The sequence below is a fragment of the Sphingobacterium kitahiroshimense genome (assembly GCF_025961315.1).
In the GTDB taxonomy this organism is placed as follows: domain Bacteria; phylum Bacteroidota; class Bacteroidia; order Sphingobacteriales; family Sphingobacteriaceae; genus Sphingobacterium; species Sphingobacterium anhuiense.
The window spans coordinates 4891103-4909607 of the sequence record NZ_JAOQNK010000001.1; the positions used below are offsets into that span (position 1 = coordinate 4891103).

Annotated in this window: 11 protein-coding genes; 2 read left to right on the forward strand and 9 right to left on the reverse strand. The window is 37.1% G+C overall.

Annotation, left to right across the window (positions count from 1 at the left end):
* Nucleotides 1-16: 16 nt before the first annotated feature.
* The gene (locus tag M2265_RS21275; RefSeq protein ID WP_132770858.1) at nt 17-766 is read right to left on the reverse strand and encodes a lysophospholipid acyltransferase family protein; all 750 of its coding nucleotides are present in this window, start codon (nt 764-766) and stop codon (nt 17-19) included.
* 283 nt (nt 767-1049) lie between these two features.
* Between M2265_RS21275 and M2265_RS21280 the strand changes: the two genes are divergently transcribed.
* Both M2265_RS21280 and M2265_RS21285 read left to right on the forward strand, forming a co-directional pair.
* Nucleotides 1050-2075, forward strand: coding sequence for a saccharopine dehydrogenase (locus M2265_RS21280; protein ID WP_132770857.1), 1026 nt, complete (start codon nt 1050-1052; stop codon nt 2073-2075).
* A 43-nt stretch (nt 2076-2118) separates the two neighbouring features.
* Nucleotides 2119-2697, forward strand: coding sequence for an NAD(P)H-dependent oxidoreductase (locus M2265_RS21285; protein ID WP_132770856.1), 579 nt, complete (start codon nt 2119-2121; stop codon nt 2695-2697).
* A 95-nt stretch (nt 2698-2792) separates the two neighbouring features.
* On the opposite strand, the gene M2265_RS21290 is transcribed toward M2265_RS21285, so the two are convergent.
* From M2265_RS21290 to M2265_RS21325, 8 genes are all read right to left on the reverse strand, one after another.
* Nucleotides 2793-4217 (reverse strand): efflux transporter outer membrane subunit, encoded by a 1425-nt coding sequence (locus M2265_RS21290; protein ID WP_132770855.1) that lies wholly within the window; start codon nt 4215-4217, stop codon nt 2793-2795.
* A 25-nt stretch (nt 4218-4242) separates the two neighbouring features.
* Nucleotides 4243-7431 (reverse strand): efflux RND transporter permease subunit, encoded by a 3189-nt coding sequence (locus tag M2265_RS21295; RefSeq protein ID WP_132770854.1) that lies wholly within the window; start codon nt 7429-7431, stop codon nt 4243-4245.
* A 20-nt stretch (nt 7432-7451) separates the two neighbouring features.
* Nucleotides 7452-8648: an efflux RND transporter periplasmic adaptor subunit gene (locus M2265_RS21300; protein WP_132770853.1), complete on the reverse strand. Its 1197-nt coding sequence runs from the start codon at nt 8646-8648 to the stop codon at nt 7452-7454.
* 78 nt (nt 8649-8726) lie between these two features.
* Nucleotides 8727-9326 (reverse strand): TetR/AcrR family transcriptional regulator, encoded by a 600-nt coding sequence (locus tag M2265_RS21305; RefSeq protein WP_132771065.1) that lies wholly within the window; start codon nt 9324-9326, stop codon nt 8727-8729.
* 294 nt (nt 9327-9620) lie between these two features.
* Nucleotides 9621-11168, reverse strand: a complete 1548-nt coding sequence (locus tag M2265_RS21310; RefSeq protein WP_132770852.1) for a SusD/RagB family nutrient-binding outer membrane lipoprotein — start codon at nt 11166-11168, stop codon at nt 9621-9623.
* A 4-nt stretch (nt 11169-11172) separates the two neighbouring features.
* Nucleotides 11173-14355, reverse strand: coding sequence for a SusC/RagA family TonB-linked outer membrane protein (locus tag M2265_RS21315; protein ID WP_132770851.1), 3183 nt, complete (start codon nt 14353-14355; stop codon nt 11173-11175).
* 351 nt (nt 14356-14706) lie between these two features.
* The gene (locus M2265_RS21320) at nt 14707-16875 is read right to left on the reverse strand and encodes a S9 family peptidase (protein WP_132770850.1); all 2169 of its coding nucleotides are present in this window, start codon (nt 16873-16875) and stop codon (nt 14707-14709) included.
* A 22-nt stretch (nt 16876-16897) separates the two neighbouring features.
* Nucleotides 16898-18292 carry an aminopeptidase P family protein gene (locus M2265_RS21325; protein ID WP_132770849.1) on the reverse strand — a complete coding sequence of 465 codons (1395 nt, stop codon included), beginning with the start codon at nt 18290-18292 and terminating at the stop codon, nt 16898-16900.
* Nucleotides 18293-18505 lie beyond the last annotated feature (213 nt).

Sequence of the window (18505 nt, forward strand, 5' to 3'; positions counted from 1 at the left end):
ACTCTACCCTTTATTTTTATTTCCAACGGCGATGTGTCCACAACCACCAACTAGGGTCTTTTTGTATGCTTTTTTCCAGCATGGACGCAAATTGCCTAGTTATGAATCCTTCAGAAGTTGATGCCGCATGATCACATATAGGTGTAATATCAAGTTCCCACACTTGTTTATTTAAGGGGTGTAAGGAAACATATCCTACAGATGTATTTAGTTGCCTTGCTAGCTTTTCGGCACCAGAAAACATGAAGGTAGTTTGTTGTAAAAACTCAACAGCAATTCCATTGTCATGTCCAGGAAATTGATCTGCAATAAATAATGTAATGGAAGGAGTTTGTTTTTCCCGTAAAAGTATCCTTAATGCATGTTGAGCAGGCAACAGGCGCATACCATGTTTGGTCCTTTTTTTATAACTTAAATAATTTAAAAATCTGTTTTTTAAAGGTTTATATAGAGCTTGTGTAGGTATGTTTGTAAATTGTGGTATTTTCGTTATCAGCTCCCAATTTCCGTAATGACCTAATAACAGTATAGCTTGACTTCGTTGTTTTTGGAGCCTATTGATCGTTTCAAGGGCTGATTCTGATAAATGTAATTTTACCTGACGAGGATGAAAATTTTCCCATATAATACGGGCAAGATTTTGGTAGAAATTATGACGATGTATGTTAATTTCCTGATAGGACAAGTGAGGGAAGGCGCGAGCGAGATTTTGTACGCATACGCTTAGCCGATATTTACAAACTTGTCCAATGAAATAACCTAACATATTGATTGTTTTTAATGTTCCGAGAAATTTTAATACTATGCCGTAATTTGTAGAAAAACTAAATCCTATTATTTCAGTACTTCAACAAGTATCCCTTTTTATATCTGACAACCGGATGCTCCCTTACCCTTATTAATTTTTGAAAAAGAAGAGTTCTGAGATTAATTTAATACTAACCAGAAATTAATCTTTATAGTCAGAACTGTTCTTATGTCACAATTACCTTTTAGACATATGTCCTGTAGAGGTTAAGTTTTCAGCGATATTTTTGTATAAAAAAAATATGCAAAAGAATATCTTAATTATTGGAGGTAAAGGATTGGTAGGGAAGACTATTTATCGGATACTTAAATCCAGAAATCCTGATGCTGACCTCTTCGTGGGAAGTCGGAAAGCTACTGTGGAAAATAATGAACTAACGATTGATGTCAACCAACCAGATACTTTTCAGTCTATTTTAGATAAAAAAATAGATATTATTGTGTTGAGTGTAAATGATAACGAAGACAATGTTTTACATTTTGCGGTTAAACACCATTTGGATTATATTGATATTACAAAACCAACTCCAGCATTGATGAAAGCCTACCACTCGCTCGTAGGTCATGATATCAATAGCCGGATTGTATTTGCATCGGGTTGGATGGGAGGAATAATTGCTGGTTTGATCAAGGCGAATGTAAACAGCATGACTGATATTGAAAAAGTTGATGTAGCCGTTTACTATTCTGTTAAAGATCTTGCAGGAGAAAGTTCAGCTCATTTTATGGCAGAAAATGTTGCCAAACCTTTTGTCCGATACCAGAACAATGAGCCCGTACAGATTAAACATTTTTTGGATACCGATTATTTTAATTTTGGGTTTGGAATCGGCCGTCGGCAAGTTTATAATTTCGACGTACCGGATTTGTATATCCTTAATAAAGTTGAAAAAATCTCAGATGTCTCTGTCAAGATGACCTATAATTCTAAATTTATAACCTGGTTATTAGGGACGATGCAACAATTCGGAATTTTTAATAAGCTGTCTCTTAATACTAGGAAGAAAGTTTTCGGATCGAGTGGAAATGGAGATTTAGCAGTCTTCGAAATTACGGTAGCAAATACTGATGGAAAATTTAAGAAAATTAGTGTACTCAGTGAGAAAGGGCAGGCTGAATTGACTGCCTTATCAACAGTTATACATATTGAATCTCTTTGCAAAAATGTTTTTAATAATCGTGTCTATTTTGCGCATGAATTGCATAAAAAACAGGATTTGCAGCAACAATTAATGGAATATAAAACCATTAATGTAAAAATATATTAATGGATGTGGCTAAAATGTAGTGTTTACAAATTTAATTACGCTAATGAAAAATATAGTAATTATCAATGGACATCCTAATAAAGATGCGCTAAACTTTGCTCTTGTAAAAGCCTATATTGAAGGAGCCGAACAATCAGGAGCCGAAATAAAAGAGATTACAATTGCAGATATGGAGTTTAATCCTAATCTCCAATATGGTTATCACAAACGTATGGACCTAGAACCAGATTTAATCAAAGCTTGGGAAATGATTTTGTGGGCAGATCATCTTGTATGGGTACATCCGGTATGGTGGGGCGGATTGCCAGCCTTAATGAAGGGATTTATAGACCGTTTGTTTTTACCAGGTATGGCTTTTAAGTATCGACCTAATTCAATATTTTGGGATCGACTGCTGAAAGGTAAGACTGGGCATATCATTACGACATTGGATCAGCCGGGCTGGTATTACCGTCTTATCTATGGAAGACCAAGTATCAATCAATTGAAAAAATCAACACTACAGTTTTGTGGTGTTACTCCAATAAAGGTAAGCTACATCGGTATTGTAAAAACAGCTGATGAAAATTTGCGGAAAAAGTGGATCGAAAAGGTTAAGAGGTGGGGAAAAGATAATCTGTAGAATTAATAATTTTTAAAAAGGGCTATATAAGTTTTAAAAATAACAAAGAAGCAGGTCTATTAAACTTGCTCCTTTGTTATACTTGTATATGTTAATTATTGATTCCAGCCACCACCTAGTGATCGGTATAAATCGACAACAGCAGCAAGTTCTGCCTTCTTAACTTGTGCAAGTTCCAATTCACTTTGTAGCATATTGCTTTGAGCTGTGATGACTTCCAAGTAAGTTGCCATTCCGGTTTCGAAAAGCACATCGGCATGTTGAATAGCTTTCTTCAATCGATTGGTTCTTTCTAAAGTGATGCGTTGCTTTTCTTTTAATTTCTGTATTGAAATTAAAGCATCAGATACTTCACCAACTGCTGTGATCACTGTTTGTTTAAATCGGATAACATTTTTTTCTTGATCAATTTGTGCGATTTCGTATTGTGTTTTTAGTTCACGACGTTGAAATATAGGCTGGGTAATACTTCCTGCGACGGCACCAAATAGGGAAGCTGGTATGTTGAACCAATTGCTGCTTTTGAAAGCATTGATTCCAGCTTCGGCACTGATAACTAAGGAAGGATACATCCTAGCTTTAGCATATTGTTGATAGGCTTTGGAACTGGTAACAGCAAGTTCTGCTTGCTTAACATCAGGTCTACGGCTCAATAAATCGGCAGGTACACCCGCAGACCAATTGTCAGGAAGTTGAATATTTGCCAGTTTTTCTTTGATTTTAATCTCCTGCGGTAGTCGACCACTCAACGTTTGAATGGCATTCTCCTGTAAATGGATCTGCTGCTCAAAATCTGGAATAAGACTGGCCGCAGCAAGACGTTGCGCATCCACTTGCTCTACAGCCAACATACTGATGTCACCAACTTCGTATTGTTGTTGGACAATGCGTAAGGTACTGTCGCTAAGACGTAGATTTTGCTGTGCAATCTCATGTAGCTGATAAAGCATAAGCAACTGGTAATATCCCTGTGCTACTTGAGAAATCAGTTGTGTCTGTACAGCTTTTTTTGCTTCTTCGGTCTGTAAATAAGAAGCTAATGCTACGGTATTTTGACTCTTGATCTTTCCCCATAGATCGGCTTCCCACGATAGTCCTAACGATGCTGTATAATCTTCAACATGATTTTGACCTAGAAATTGTCCTAGACTCAACCCATTCATACTATTATTGGATGGATTAGTACTGTTTGCTTTTATCTGCAATTGCAAATTTGGCAAATAGTTAGCCTTAGCTTGTTTTAACATCAGCTGCGATGACTCGATGTTTTTGATGGCGAGTTGCATGTCTACATTTTGATGGATGGCACTATCAATCAGAACTTGTAAAATAGGGTCTTGAAAGAAGTCTCTCCATGGAATGGAACCGATGCTCGTTTCTTTTACTCCTTCTTCTTGATCACGAAACTGTGTAGGAAGGGCAGGAGCAAGATCCTTGTTGCTGATCAGTTTATCGGTTTTACAAGACCATACAACAAGGGGTAATATGAAAGCCATCAGTATGTTTACTTTTATATTCATGTATTTCAATTTTGTCATTGTTTCACTAAACATTAGTATGTGCGGGTACCCTAACCACTTCTGGTTGGTCCAATTCTTGTTTTTCCGTAGGATTTGGACTTACTTTCTCTTGTATATATTGGAAGAAAATAAAAAGTACCGGAATGATAAATAGGCCAAGTACAACTCCACTGAGCATACCGCCTGCAGCGGCAATACTAATAGAGTGATTTCCTTGCGCTGAAGGACCAACTGCCGTCATCATTGGGATCATTCCTACGATAAAAGCGAGAGAGGTCATAATGATAGGCCTCAGACGTAGTTTTGCAGCTTTTAGAGCAGCACTTGCAATCGAAAGTCCTCGTTTACGTCCCTGAATAGCAAATTCAACGATAAGAATGGCGTTTTTGGCTAATAAGCCGATCAGCATAACCAAGGCAACCTGAACATAAATATTATTGGATATATCTGTTAGACTAATCGCAGCAAATACGCCGAAGATTCCTGTTGGAATAGATAGGATAACTGCTAATGGAATGATATAACTTTCATATTGTGCAGCAAGCAGGAAGTAAACAAATATCAAACACAAGATGAAAATAAGAGTAGACTGTCCACCCGAAACAATTTCCTCTTTTGTCATACCCGAGAATTCATAAGTATATCCTGTAGGGAGGTGCTGTTTTGCTACCTCTTCTACCGCACGAATAGCATCTCCTGAACTGTATCCAGGTTTTGGAATCGCATTGATACCAATAGAATTGAATAGGTTATAGCGTGATGCTGTCTCCGGACCATATACACGTGTCATGGTAACCAGCGTATTGATAGGAACCATATCTCCCTGACGATTTTTAACGAAAATCCCGTCCATAGAAGAGGGCTCGGTACGGTCTTGTACGTCAGCCTGAACCATGACGCGGTAATACTTACCGAATCGGTTAAAGTCTGAAGCCTGCGAGCTTCCGAAGTATGCCTGCATGGTCTGCAAAATACTTTTGGTACTTACACCGAGCTGTTCAGCCTTTATGTCATCAACCTGCAGTTCGAACTGCGGATAGTCGGCTTTGAATGTGGTAAAGGCCATCATAATTTCAGGACGTTGCATCAGTTCTCCAATAAACTGTTGTCCTACAGTACTAAATTTACCCAGTTGGCCACCAGTTCGATCTTGTAAAACCATATCAAGTCCATCAACATTACTAAATCCAGGAACAGTTGGGAAAGTAAAGACGAAAAAATTAGCACCTTTAATTTTAGATAATTTCTGGTTAACATCAGCCATAATAGCATTGATATCTTTTATAGCTCCCCGTTCTTTATGTGATTTAAGTAAGATAAAAGCCACACCAGCAGATGGGCTAGTTGACTGTGTCAAAATATTGAAGCCGGCTAAAACATTCAATGTTTTTGTAAAATCGGCATGTTGCAACTGTTGTTCTGCTTCGGCTAATGCGCTTGATGTACGGTCTAAAGATGCTCCTGCTGGCATTGAAAGAGATATTGCAATAAAACCCTGGTCTTCCGAAGGAATAAAACCAGTTGGAGTCTTGCGAATCATGACAACAGTAAGCAGTAATATCACGCCCAAAGCACTAAATGCAATCCATTTGTAACGAATTAAGAAACGCAGACTACCGATATAGTTTTTAGTTAATCGATCAAAACCGACATTAAATCCAGCAAAAAAGCGTTCTTTAAAGTTGAGTTGCTTTTTATCAGATTGGTTATGATGCGTAGGCTTTAAAAAAAGTGCACAGAGTGCCGGGCTCAAAGTCAACGCATTGATAGCTGAAATAACAATAGCAATGGCCAAAGTAAAAGCAAACTGCCGATAAAATACGCCTGTTGATCCCTCCATAAATCCGATTGGAAGGAATACCGCCGACATAACTAATGTAATGGAAATAATGGCTCCTGTGATTTCACTCATGGCCGATGTTGTGGCCAGTTTTGGAGACAGATGTTCATTCTCCATCTTAGCATGTACAGCTTCGACGACGACAATAGCATCATCGACCACAATACCGATGGCGAGGACAAGTGCAAATAGTGTCAGCAAGTTGATCGAGAAGCCGAATAACTGCATGAAGAAGAAGGTTCCGACGATCGCTACAGGAACTGCGATGGCAGGAATCAGTGTTGATCTAAAATCTTGTAAGAATAGGAATACGACTAAAAATACCAGTATAAAAGCTTCTATTAAAGTATGTTTAACTTGGTCTATGGATTGATCCAAAGCATCTTTCGTATTATAAAGCACTAAGTATTTGACCCCTTTTGGAAAACTTAATGATGCTTTTTCCATAAACTCCTGGATCGCAATCTGAATTTCATTGGCATTGGAACCTGCCAATTGCATTACACCGATATTAAGTCCAGGTTTACCATTGATTCGAGTGTGGCTGGCATAGGTATAAGAACCCAATTCAACACGGGCAACATCCTTAAGTCTTAAAACCGAACCATCTGTATTAGAGCGAATAATAATGTTTTCGTAATCGCTTGGCTGGTTAAGTTTTCCTTTGTATTTGATAACAAATTCGAAAGCCTCTTTACTGCTTTCTCCGAATTTTCCGGGAGCTGCTTCAACGTTTTTATCCTGAATGGCCGCCATGACTTCCTCTGGTGTCAGTTTGTAAGTCGCCATCTGATTAGGCTTGAGCCATACACGCATCGAATAATCTTTACTTCCGCCAAAGGGCAAAGCTTGTCCTACTCCGGGGATACGTTTAAGTTCAGGAATAATATTGATCTGCGCATAGTTGGTAATAAAAGTTTGATCATATTTGCTTTCATCTTCCGTATAAAGATCTAATACCATGATCAGACTGTTTTGCTGCTTGGCGGTTGTGATCCCCGCCTGTACAACTTCGCTTGGAAGTTGGCTGGTGGCTTGTGAAACACGATTTTGGACATTGACTGCAGCCTGGTCCGGATCAGTTCCTAATTTGAAATAAACGGTAATCATGAGAGAACCATCATTACTGGCTGTGGAACTCATGTAACTCATATTTTCCACTCCATTGATGGACTCTTCAAGAGAGGGGGCTACAGCACGGAGTACCGTTTCGGCATTTGCTCCGGGATAAAGTGCCGTAACTTGCACCGCTGGTGGAGCAATATCGGGAAACTGTTGCAAAGGAAGTTTTAGGATCCCGATGATCCCCAATATGACGAGCAGAATGGAGATAACTGTAGCAAGTACGGGTCTTTCTATAAATTTTTTAAACATTTTGTTTATCGTATTATGTTTTAGTTGATGCTGTCTTTAGGTAGTGCTTGTGGGGTGATCACTTGACCATCTTGAAGCAAATCAATTCCCTTATATACGATACGGTCTCCTTCTTTAAGGCCGTTACTAACGAGGTAATTGGATCCGCTTTTGCCGATGACTGTGATAGGCTGTTGCACTACTTTGTTTTCTTTGTTAACAGTATAAACGAAAATTTTATCCTGCATCTCGAGGGTTGCCATTTGTGGTACCAATAGCGTATTGTCATATTTTTTCTGCAATCGTACACGTCCCGTATTTCCATTTCTTAAAACACCTTCGGGATTCTTGAAAGTAGCACGTAAAGTAATGGCTCCGGTGTTTTTGTCAAATTGACCGTCCACCATATCGATCTTACCAGTTTGATCATATATACTTTGATCAGATAGCACTAAGTTAATCGGAGGAAGATTGTTTAATTTTTGTTGTAAATTGCTTCCTGCTGTGTTGTTTTTGAATGCAATGAAATCATTCTCGCCTAGAGAAAAATATACATGTAGATCCTGTACATCAGACAGAGCCGTTAATGGTTGTGCATCAGATGGGCTAACCAAACTTCCTTGCTTTTTTTGCAATCTTCCGATAAAGCCATCAGATGTGGCACGGATCAACGTATATCCAACATTTATTTTAGCGGATTCAATTGCTGAAATCGCAAGTTGAACATTTGCTTCTGCTGCATTTCGGGCGCTGATTGCTGTTTTGAGTTGGAAATCTGTCAATACCTTATTATTGACTAACCGTGTCTTTTTCTCTACTTCTAAAGACGCATTTTCTAATGCTGCACGGGCAGATAGTAAATTAGCTTTCGCTTGATTAAGTTGCTCTTGATAAGGACGATCATTAATTTTGAAGAGTGCCTGACCTTTCTTAACTTTTGCTCCTTCATCGACAAAAATACGGTCCAAAATACCTTCTACCTGAGGTCTGATTTCAATGTTGGCCGATGCTTCGATGCTAGCAGGATATTCCTGATAGACTGTTTCCTCACCGTTTGATATGGTCATTACCGGTAAGTTAGCAGGGGGAGGAGGTGCTGGTTTGCTTGTTCCTGTGGTACAGCTGTACAGGAAAATTGCAGGTAAAAAATAAAGCGCCTTTACTACATTAAGTTGTTTAACACTGTTAAGTGATAAGACGTAAATTCTCTTAAAATCCAGTAATAGATGTGTTTTCATGTTATATTAAAAAATTGAGGTATGGTATATTTAACGCTGTTAAATCCTTTAACGTTGTATTATTTAAGGTAAAAAAAACTAATCAGTAAGCGAACGTGTAATTCCGTAAATCGCGTCTTTTAAAACTTGTTGGTTGGTAATATCTCCATTACCTTGATTCACCAGATTGATCGATATTAATCCATGTATAATAGACCAGTATGTAAAGTACTTTCTGCAGATCAGTTCTTCCGAAGGATTTTTTTCTTTCATAATTTCTCGGATAACATCACTGATCATCTTCCCGTGTGATTCAGCACATTTATATGTTTTTTCAAAACCACAGCAGGCAGTTCCGACACCAAACATTAATTGATAAAGTTCACGTTCCTCGAAGGCAAAATCCCAATAGCTAAACCACATAGTTTCCAATTGTTTTTCCAGATTTGTTTCTGTAGATTTTGCTTCTTTTACTTTTTGGGCAAGGAGCCTGTAACCTTGGTTAGCAAGTTCTGTTAAGATAGCATCTTTGTTTGCAAAATATTCATAAATCATGGGTGCCGTATATTCGATGATATCGGCGATCTTACGCATGCTCAATGCTTGCCATCCCTCTTCTTTTACAATCTGAAGAGAGGCGTCAAGAATATTGCTTCTATTTTCGTCTTTAAGACGTTGTATGCGATCTTTACTAGCCATGCCTGATAAGCATAAATGATTTAACAGTGTTAAGACAAAATTCTGATTTTTACTTTTTATTTGTGACATATCAAAGTCATTAAATAAAAAAGAGTAATAAACCATTGTTCATTTAAGATAAACCTGCTTTTGTTATCATTTTTATTGATTTTATGAGAAAGATCATATAAACTAGTGAAAAATATATTTTTTAAAATTCATAGATCTGATAGATAGATGTTTAGAAAATATGCTTAAATAAAACAAAGCCATACCTTTTCAGATTGGCTTTGTTTTAAGAAAATTAGGAATCACTTATTTGTTCCACCATAATTTCTTCGTAATCACATCATCGCCCTGTTGTGCAAGCGAAGCCTGATAGTTGACTTTATTGGTGCTTTGCTCTTTAATCGGGTAAACCAAACGACTAGGGATAGCATCTCCGATTTCAGGATTGAAAGTGTAGATAACAGGCTTTCCATCTACAGTACCACTCCATACCACATCTCCCTTTTTAATTAAGAATAAAGGATAACCGGTACGTCTTACTTCAGACCATGATTCAACGCTTTGATTGAATAAAGCTAAATATTTTTGTGATAGTACGCGTTCTTTATTAGCTGCAGGCAGCTTGTCTAAGTAAGCAGTAATGTCGGATGCAGCCACCCCCCATTTCTCTAAGGATGCACGTGTACCATTGATATATTGAGTTTGATCCCAATTGTTGTTCTCGGATAATAAGAAGGCAACTTCTGCATACTCCAATAATACCTCAGCATAATCTGCTGCATTGATAATATCTCCAGGTAAAGAAATCTTGTCTAGGGGAAATAAATTGCCGGCAGCTAAAGGTAATCCATATGGCTGGCCAAAATAGCTACCATTTTCAGTCGTTGGTTTTGCATATTTAGTTAGTCTAGGATCTACGATTGTAAATGGACCTCTTTTCCCTTGTAAAGCTTCTACGATGACATTAGAAAGCGCAAAATCTTTTCTATTTGCCGTAACTGTGGCGCGGTATAATGGTGCTTCATTTGGTGAAGTTTTTGAATACTTAAATGTCGCATTGTCACTATTGGAAGTGAATACGCCTTTTTTTATAGCATCATTAATATGAATGCTTGCTAAGTTGGCATCTTTTGTTTTGATGCGTGTCGCTAAACGTAAACGAAGAGAATTCGCAAATTTAGCCCATTTTCCATTATCACCTTTATAAATAACATCAGACGTACCAAAAGTTTTATCCCCTTGGTATTTGATTAAAGTATCTGCAGCCTGTTGCAATTCAGTGAGGATATCCTTGTAAATCTTTTCTTGACTAGCATATTTTGGAGTCAAGTTATCCGGATTCTGTTGCAAAGCCTGAAAATCTGGATCAGCGTTACCAAAGGATTGATACGGAATATTACCAAACACATCAGTTAATGAGTGGAAAGCATAAGATTTTAAAATGCGCGCAATGGCAATTTGATTGACATTGCTACCTGCTGTTCCTGCTGAAGCAGTTGCTTTCGTTTTTTCATCTGAATTGAGGTTAATAATTTCATTCAGGTTATTTAGTGATTTATAAGTTGCTGTCCAATAATTATCTGAGTAATTTGTTGGTATTTGATAGCGAGACTGATCGGTGTAAATATTTTGTGCAAAGTATTGCGAAAATAATTGTGCCCCTCTTAAACTGATATCTTCGCTGCGTAGCGCATTCACTAATTGTTTTTCGGCCGTCACTAGTAATGTCGGTGTTGTTACAAAAGTGGGACGATTGGGATCGGTATTGATCTCTGCAAATTTAGACTTCGAACATGAAGATGCAACAATTGAAATACCGATTACTGAAGTATATAATATATTAATTATTTTCATTTTTTTAGAATTTAAGATTCAAATTGAAACCATAAGTGACAGGCAAAGGAATATTTCCTCCTTCAATGCCTTGGACATTACCGCCACTGGAAGTAAACTCGGGATCAATGTATTTACTTTTGGTATAAATATTCCAAAGATTACGGCCATAGACATTTACACCAATATTTTTAATGACTTTGGTATTGGTCAATTTGAAATTATAACCTAAGGTAACTTCTCTTAATTTAACAAATGTAGCGTCAAAAATTGAAAATGTAGTCGGACCATTGTATTCATTACGTGCCCATTGTTGAGCAGTGATATTAGTTGTGTTTTGTTGAATATTAGTTACATCGTATGTCCCATCGCTATTAAATGCAACGTCACCTTTAACTCCATCAAGTACAATTCCTGTTTCACGTATATTATTGGCGGCTGTTTTATCCAGAATACCGGAATACATACCTACCTTATAGGTTTGTGAGAAGAATTTACCTCCAACACGACCGGATACTAGAAATCCTAAATTGAAGTTTTTGTAATGAAAGCTATTTTGAAAACCAAAAGTAAAGTCAGGAAGAATTGATCCTAATGGTACTAATTGTGAGGTCTTCATGTAGGTGCCATCTGCTTGAATGACACGTTGTCCATCGGAAGCATAAACAAAATCATTACCCAAAAATTGACCGTAAGATTGTCCCTCTCTTGCCACTAATTGGACTAAGGAATTGCTTAAATTTAGCGTATTGACTTGGTCGTCTAGTTTAACAACTTTGTTTTTATTTTTTGCCCAGTTTATTGTTGCATCCCAACTAAAGTTTTCTGTTTTGATCGGAGTACCATTAAGAACAATTTCGATACCTTTATTATTCATCTTACCTGCATTAAGCCATTTGGCTTCATATCCAAAAGACGAAGATACTGGAACTGGGAAAATTTGATTTCTTGTCGTGTTGTTGTAATACGTAACGTCCAAACCTAGACGGTTTTTGAATAACTGAAAGTTGATACCCGTTTCCCATGATCCTGTCCGTTCAGGAACAAGTTGATCGTTTGGTTTTATTGCTGGTGCTGTATAAGAAGGGGAACCTTCAAAAGATTGTTCTGCCTCATACAATTTTGCAAGTTGATATGGTTCCGTATCATTACCTACATCCGACCAACCCAATCGAACTTTACCAAAACTTAACCATGGCAAATTTTTAAATGGTTCTAGATTACTAAAAACAAAACTTCCCGCTAAAGATGGATAAATATAGGACCAATTTGAAGAAGGAAGCGTTGAGGACCAGTCATTACGAATTGTAGCATCTAAATAAAATAAATCATTATATCCAAAAGAGGCACTTCCAAAAACTGAAGCGATGCGTTTGTGATATTTGAAATTATCTATTTTAACAGAATTTGCATTTTTTAAATTATAGTAATTAGGTAGAATTAATCCTCCTTGGGTTATAGCATAGTTATTTTGCCAGCTTTTGTCTCGGATATTTCCACCAGCAAATGCCACAAGTGAAAATTTATCCCAGTTCTTTTTAGCAGTCGCTATAAACTCATAATTATACTCATTGAGTTTATTGTTTGTTTCTTCATATTGCGATGTGCTTCGCGAGTATACGGCAATACGGTCCTGTGCTTGCAATGAATAGATATCACCATGTACCTTTGCTCCCACGGTTAACCAGCTATTCACATTGTATTCAGCTCCGATATTTCCATAGAAACGATCTCTACTGTCTTCCATGTAAGATTCATATGCTGACCAGTACGGATTGTCGATAAAACGAGTTGCTTCAGCAGCAGGTGTATTTTGCCAGCCTGTACGGTTCCAAGCTAATGGTGTTCCATCTGCACGTTTGTAGTTTTCAAGTATTTTATAGTCGACTTGTACTGCACCCCACTGGAAAGCTTCAAGAATAATATTTCTATTGGAAGCACCAGTCCATGGGCGGCCTATAGAAGAGTTACGGATGTAATTAAAATTGGAGGTTATTTTGACTTTTCCCAATTGTGTGCCACCAGAAAAATTAAATGCATTTCGTGTCAAACTTGAATTCGGGGTGGTACCCTCTACATTTTTATTGGTGTATGAAAAGCGGTAATTGGTGCTACCACTGTTACCTGCAATGGCAAAATTGTTGGTATTAGCTATTCCAGTTCTGAAAAAATAGCTAACATCATTTTTTGGATAAAGCCAAGGTGTTGGATTCAGATAATTCGCTTCATCTTCAGGGTTGAGGTTATACCATTGTAACACCGGTGTTCCATCAAGTTTTGGACCCCAGCTTTCATCGGAAGCATAATCGACAATCTTATAATCTTTTCCATTGATTTTCTGAGTTTGAAAATTGGTCGAATAACCCTGGCCGTAAAGATGTTGTCTTTTGGGCAATCTGGTAATATTCTCAAAGTCAATACCAGTATTAAGAGATATTTCGACCTTTTCACCCTTTGATGCACGTTTTGTGGTGATCATAATAACACCGTTTGCTGCTCTCGATCCATATAGTGCTGCTGCTGTCGCCCCTTTTAATACAGAGATATTTTCAATATCATCTGGATTAAGATCCTGAATCATGTTACCTATATCTTTTCCCGCGCTACCATTGATTGTAGAACTTGAATTAAAGTCTGTATTGTCAATAGGCGTACCATCAACTACGTAGAGAGGCTGGTTATTGTTTGAGATTGAATTGATGCCGCGGAGCAAGACGGAGGATGAACCGCCCATATTTCCACCTGAAGTTGTAACTTGAAGACCAGCAACCTTTCCTGATAATGCACTTAACGCATTGGTAGGGCGAGTTTGTAACTCAGTTCCTTTTACTTCTTGTACAGCATATCCCAAAGATCTTTTCTCTCTTGATATACCTAATGCAGTTACAACAACTTCGTTAAGCTGTGAACTAGTAGGTGATAACTGTATCGTATTTAAGCCTGAAATATTTGCTTGAATCGTTTTAGTTTCAAATCCAATGTATTGTATTTGTAGTGTAACCGTATTTTCGTTTGACGGAAATTCAAATAAACCATTTACATCTGTTTGAACCTGCTTTTTACTTGAAATATCAGTAATAGTAGCGCCTTGAATGGCTGTATTGCGCTCGTCAACTACTTTTCCTTTTATGGTAGATTGTGCATATAGTGCGCTTGAACTGAGGCAAAGCGCTGCTGCTACGACAAAATTTGTTGTATGTTTTATCATGTTAATAAGATGTAATATATGAAGTTAGGGAGTCTTTTGTTATAGGAGATAGTTGTGTATCATTAAGCTAAAGTACCTCCTAGAAGCATTCGTTTTATGTACATACAGGTACTGTGTTTTTTCATTATTTATTGTTAATGATGCAAATATATAAAATCCACCTGATAAGTAGTCTTTGTTTTTGTGTTTTTTGTTAAAAAAATGTTAAAATGTATTCCCACTACGTTTAAATGCGCCTTTGTAAATTGGTTGGATTCAAATATGTAATCTTATTCATGCTTGTTAACGATTTATAAAAAAAGTCGATATCTTAAGATATCGACTTTTTCTTATGTTAAAGTTATTTGATTTTTATCTTGCACCTGGAGGACAATGCTGTTTTAAATAATTTGTAAACAGAGTTTTCAGATGTTGAGAAGTTCCTTCTCCTTCATTGATGGAATGACTTCGATTTGGATAAGACATGAACTGAAATTGCACATTGTTTTTAACGAGTTCATTGATGAGAACTTCTGCATTTTGGTAATGTACATTATCATCTCCAGTGCCATGAATGTACAAAAGATTACCTTTGATATTTTTGGCATATTTTAGTGGTGAACCGTTCTGGAAATCTTCTAAATTTTCCTGTGGTAAACCCATATATCTTTCTTGATAAACATTATCATACAATAATTGATCGGCAACAGCAGCAATAGCTATCCCTGTCTTATAGATTTCGGGATATTGTCCCAATAGATTTAAAGTACTGGAACCTCCACCGCTCCAGCCCCATACTGCGATCCGCGAACTATCTACAAAAGACCATTTAAGTATTTCTTTTGCTCCCAATGCCTGATCTCTGATATTGAGCTGTCCGATTTTTCGGTAGATGCTTTTACGCCATTCTGTACCTTTGGGGGCAGGTGCACCTCTATTTTCCAGTGAAATGTAGATGTAACCGTCTTTAGACATATTGCCACTATATAAGCTGTTCATACCAGCTCTAAAATTGTCCAATACAGTTTGTGAAGCAGGTTCGCCGTACACCATGAAAACTACGGGATACTTCTTGTTGGGATTGAAATCCGAAGGTTTGACCATCCAACCATCTAAACTAACACCATCTGCTGTTGTTACTTTGAAAAATTCAGTTATCCCATCTTCAGGCTTTTTACTTATTGTACCTCTGAAATCGACTAAAGTTTTGTGGGTTGGTAATTCAATTAAAGCATTGCTCTTGGCTGTTTTGTTGTTACTAAAATTGAACATCGCGATTTGCCCATTTTTGGCAATATCATATTCACAAGTTCCTGAAAATGATTCTGGTGTAAGTCTTTTTGGAGCTCCACCTTTGGTTGATAACGAATAAAGATATTTTTGTGTTGCATTATTCGGTGAAGCACTGAAATAAATCATTTCTCTTTTTGCATCGAACAATTCAATATCGATGACATCATAGTCTGCATGCGTGATTAATTTTTCATTGCCTTGAAGATCGATTTGATAGATCTTACGCCAACCGTCTTTTTCTGAAACCCAAATGAAAGCTTTGCCATTTTGAATCCAGTCCCATCCGGTTGGATCGTTATTGTTCCAACGTGATTTGATATCTATCCATGAATCATTTTTTTCACTATGGATATTTTTAGCGTTATTAGTAGCAACATCTATTAAATAAATTTTACTTTCGTTTTGCTTTCTATTAAGTTGCTGTAAGATGACTTGTTTGCCGTCTAGACTCCACTCCATCCTTGGAATGTAGTGCTGAATAGCATCTCCAGGAACTTGTATCTGTGTCGTTGCATCTGTAGATAATTGGTAAGTCCAAATGGTGCATGCGCTAGGTGCTTGACCCACTTTTGGATATTCAATAGGTATTGTATAAGAGTAGATACTATCGGTATTATTGATCATTAAGAAATTACGAATAGCGCGTGCGTCGAGTTTCCAGTAGGCAATAGCATTTCCATCTGGAGACCACCTAAAACCATCTTTGCATCCAAATTCTTCTTCATAGACCCAATCAAATGTTCCATTTATAATACGATCAGTACCATCTGTCGTAATTTGTTTTATTGCCCCTGTTGCAAGATCTTCAACATAAATATTATGATTGGATTTAACCACATATGCTACTTTGGTACCTTGTGGATTAAATTTAGCAAACATCAGTTGAGACACAGGGAAAGATGCGCCCAGTTGAGTCAACTGGTTTGTTTTCTTGTCAAAGACCCAATAGTCGCCTCTCGTTTCCTCACGCCAGACTCTTTTGCTATTGGTGTACAATAAAATACGTTCTTTATTATTCGAAATGGAAAAATGACTTATCTCTAATGCATTAGTTTTACCTGTAGGTACAAGCAATTTATTTGCTAGAAATAGCGTGCGTTGAGCACTTTTGGGATTGATGAGTTCAATACCCTTTTCAGAGAATTCATAATATTGTCCATCATCTTCTGCCCAAAATCGCTGTGCCAATAGCAAATTTGGAAAGTAGCATACTATTAGTAATAGTATTATAATACGTATATTTTTCATGTATATTTTTACTTAGGTGCTTCTAATCTGTTCCTTGATCTTTGAGATCATAGATCTCATTGAGTTCACGTTCTAGATATTTTCCTAAACGATGATATCCAGAATCTTTAATAACATAGTCATCTTCGATTCGTATACCACCAAAGTCAAGGTGCTTATTGAGCAGATCATAATTAATAAATTCGTGATGCAAATTTTGCTGTGCCCACATTTGAGTGAGTTCAGGTATGATATAGATACCGGGTTCTACTGTCACTACGTTACCTGCCTCTAATTTTTTTCCTAATCGTAAGGATTTTATACCGAAGGTTTTGGTGTCTTTTGGCTCGTCTGCGGTGTATCCCACATATTGTTCGCCAAGATCTTCCATATCGTGTACATCTAGTCCTAGCATATGACCCAAACCACATTGGAAGAATAAAGCATGTGCATGTGCCGCAACAGCATCTTGCGCATTTCCTTTCATGAAACCAATTTGGATTAATCCTTCAGCAAGTGCTTCGCAGGCTTTTAAATGGATGTTTTTAAAAGCAACTCCTGGCTTTAATGCTGCTTCAGCAGTTTTAAAAGCATTTAAAACAACAGCGTATAATTCTTCTTGTAGCGGGTTAAATCTTTTTCCTACAGGAAATGAACGTGTTAAATCTGATGCATATCCTAGCGCAGTTTCAACACCAGAGTCATTTAGCAATATATCACCAGCTTTTATTTTATGATATTGGATATGATTGTGTAATATCTCCCCATGTTTGGTCACAATGGGAGGGTATGAAAATGACATTTGTCTATTTTGTGCAAGATGTTGAATAGCATTACTGATTTCATACTCATACATACCCGGCCTTGTCATTTTGATTGCTAGACGATGCATATCCACAGCTACGTCCACCGCTTTTTCTAATTCTGCGATCTCTTCTGTTGCTTTTATATTGCGCTGTGTTACGACGGCTTGGATCATTTCGACAGATGGTTTGATCTGGTCAATGGATAAGCCTAATACATGTTGAAGTAATAACTTGTTGTGTGCTTGATAAGGTGGTAGGTAACGTACCTGATTACTATTTTTAAGCACTTTTTCCAAATACGGCTGGAGTTCATGAAAAGGTCGAATTGCTGCGATTCCTACCCATTGCGCTTTTTCTCTTAAAGTTTGTTGTTGACCCATCCATACAATATCATCAATGGTCATTTCATCACCAAATAAAAGAGTTTCTCCGGCATCGATATCGACAACAGCCGCTAATTTCGGACTCTTGATCCCGAAATAATACAAAAAACTACTGTCTTGACGGAAAGGATAGGTATTGTGTTCAAAATTGATAGGATTTTCAATGTTTCCTAAAAAAAGGAGAACACCTGATGAAAATTTAGAGCTTAGTTCTCTTCTTCTGTGGACGTATATTTCTTTTTCAAACATGATGGAATGCTTTTTAATAAAGTATAAATTTATGAAAATAGACTTGAACAAAAACATGTAAGACACCTATTTTTCTGATTGTGCTATTTTACGGTTGTTAAATGTTAAAAATCGGTTGGTATGTTAACCTATCGTTGCTTTAATTTTATCCTTTTAAACTTAATACTGCTTTCATTTTTCTTTAATATGTAGATCATTACTTTGCGCCAAATC

Excerpts from the sequence above, each read along its gene's own strand:
- M2265_RS21315 (WP_132770851.1), bottom strand. The coding sequence starts at position 14,355 with ATGATAAAACATACAACAAATTTTGTCGTAGCAGCAGCGCTTTGCCTC.
- M2265_RS21295 (WP_132770854.1), bottom strand. The coding sequence starts at position 7,431 with ATGTTTAAAAAATTTATAGAAAGACCCGTACTTGCTACAGTTATCTCC.
- M2265_RS21305 (WP_132771065.1), bottom strand. The coding sequence starts at position 9,326 with ATGGCTAGTAAAGATCGCATACAACGTCTTAAAGACGAAAATAGAAGC.
- M2265_RS21290 (WP_132770855.1), bottom strand. The coding sequence starts at position 4,217 with ATGAATATAAAAGTAAACATACTGATGGCTTTCATATTACCCCTTGTT.
- M2265_RS21300 (WP_132770853.1), bottom strand. The coding sequence starts at position 8,648 with ATGAAAACACATCTATTACTGGATTTTAAGAGAATTTACGTCTTATCA.
- M2265_RS21280 (WP_132770857.1), top strand. The coding sequence starts at position 1,050 with ATGCAAAAGAATATCTTAATTATTGGAGGTAAAGGATTGGTAGGGAAG.
- M2265_RS21310 (WP_132770852.1), bottom strand. The coding sequence starts at position 11,168 with ATGAAAATAATTAATATATTATATACTTCAGTAATCGGTATTTCAATT.
- M2265_RS21275 (WP_132770858.1), bottom strand. The coding sequence starts at position 766 with ATGTTAGGTTATTTCATTGGACAAGTTTGTAAATATCGGCTAAGCGTA.
- M2265_RS21285 (WP_132770856.1), top strand. The coding sequence starts at position 2,119 with ATGAAAAATATAGTAATTATCAATGGACATCCTAATAAAGATGCGCTA.
- M2265_RS21320 (WP_132770850.1), bottom strand. The coding sequence starts at position 16,875 with ATGAAAAATATACGTATTATAATACTATTACTAATAGTATGCTACTTT.
- M2265_RS21325 (WP_132770849.1), bottom strand. The coding sequence starts at position 18,292 with ATGTTTGAAAAAGAAATATACGTCCACAGAAGAAGAGAACTAAGCTCT.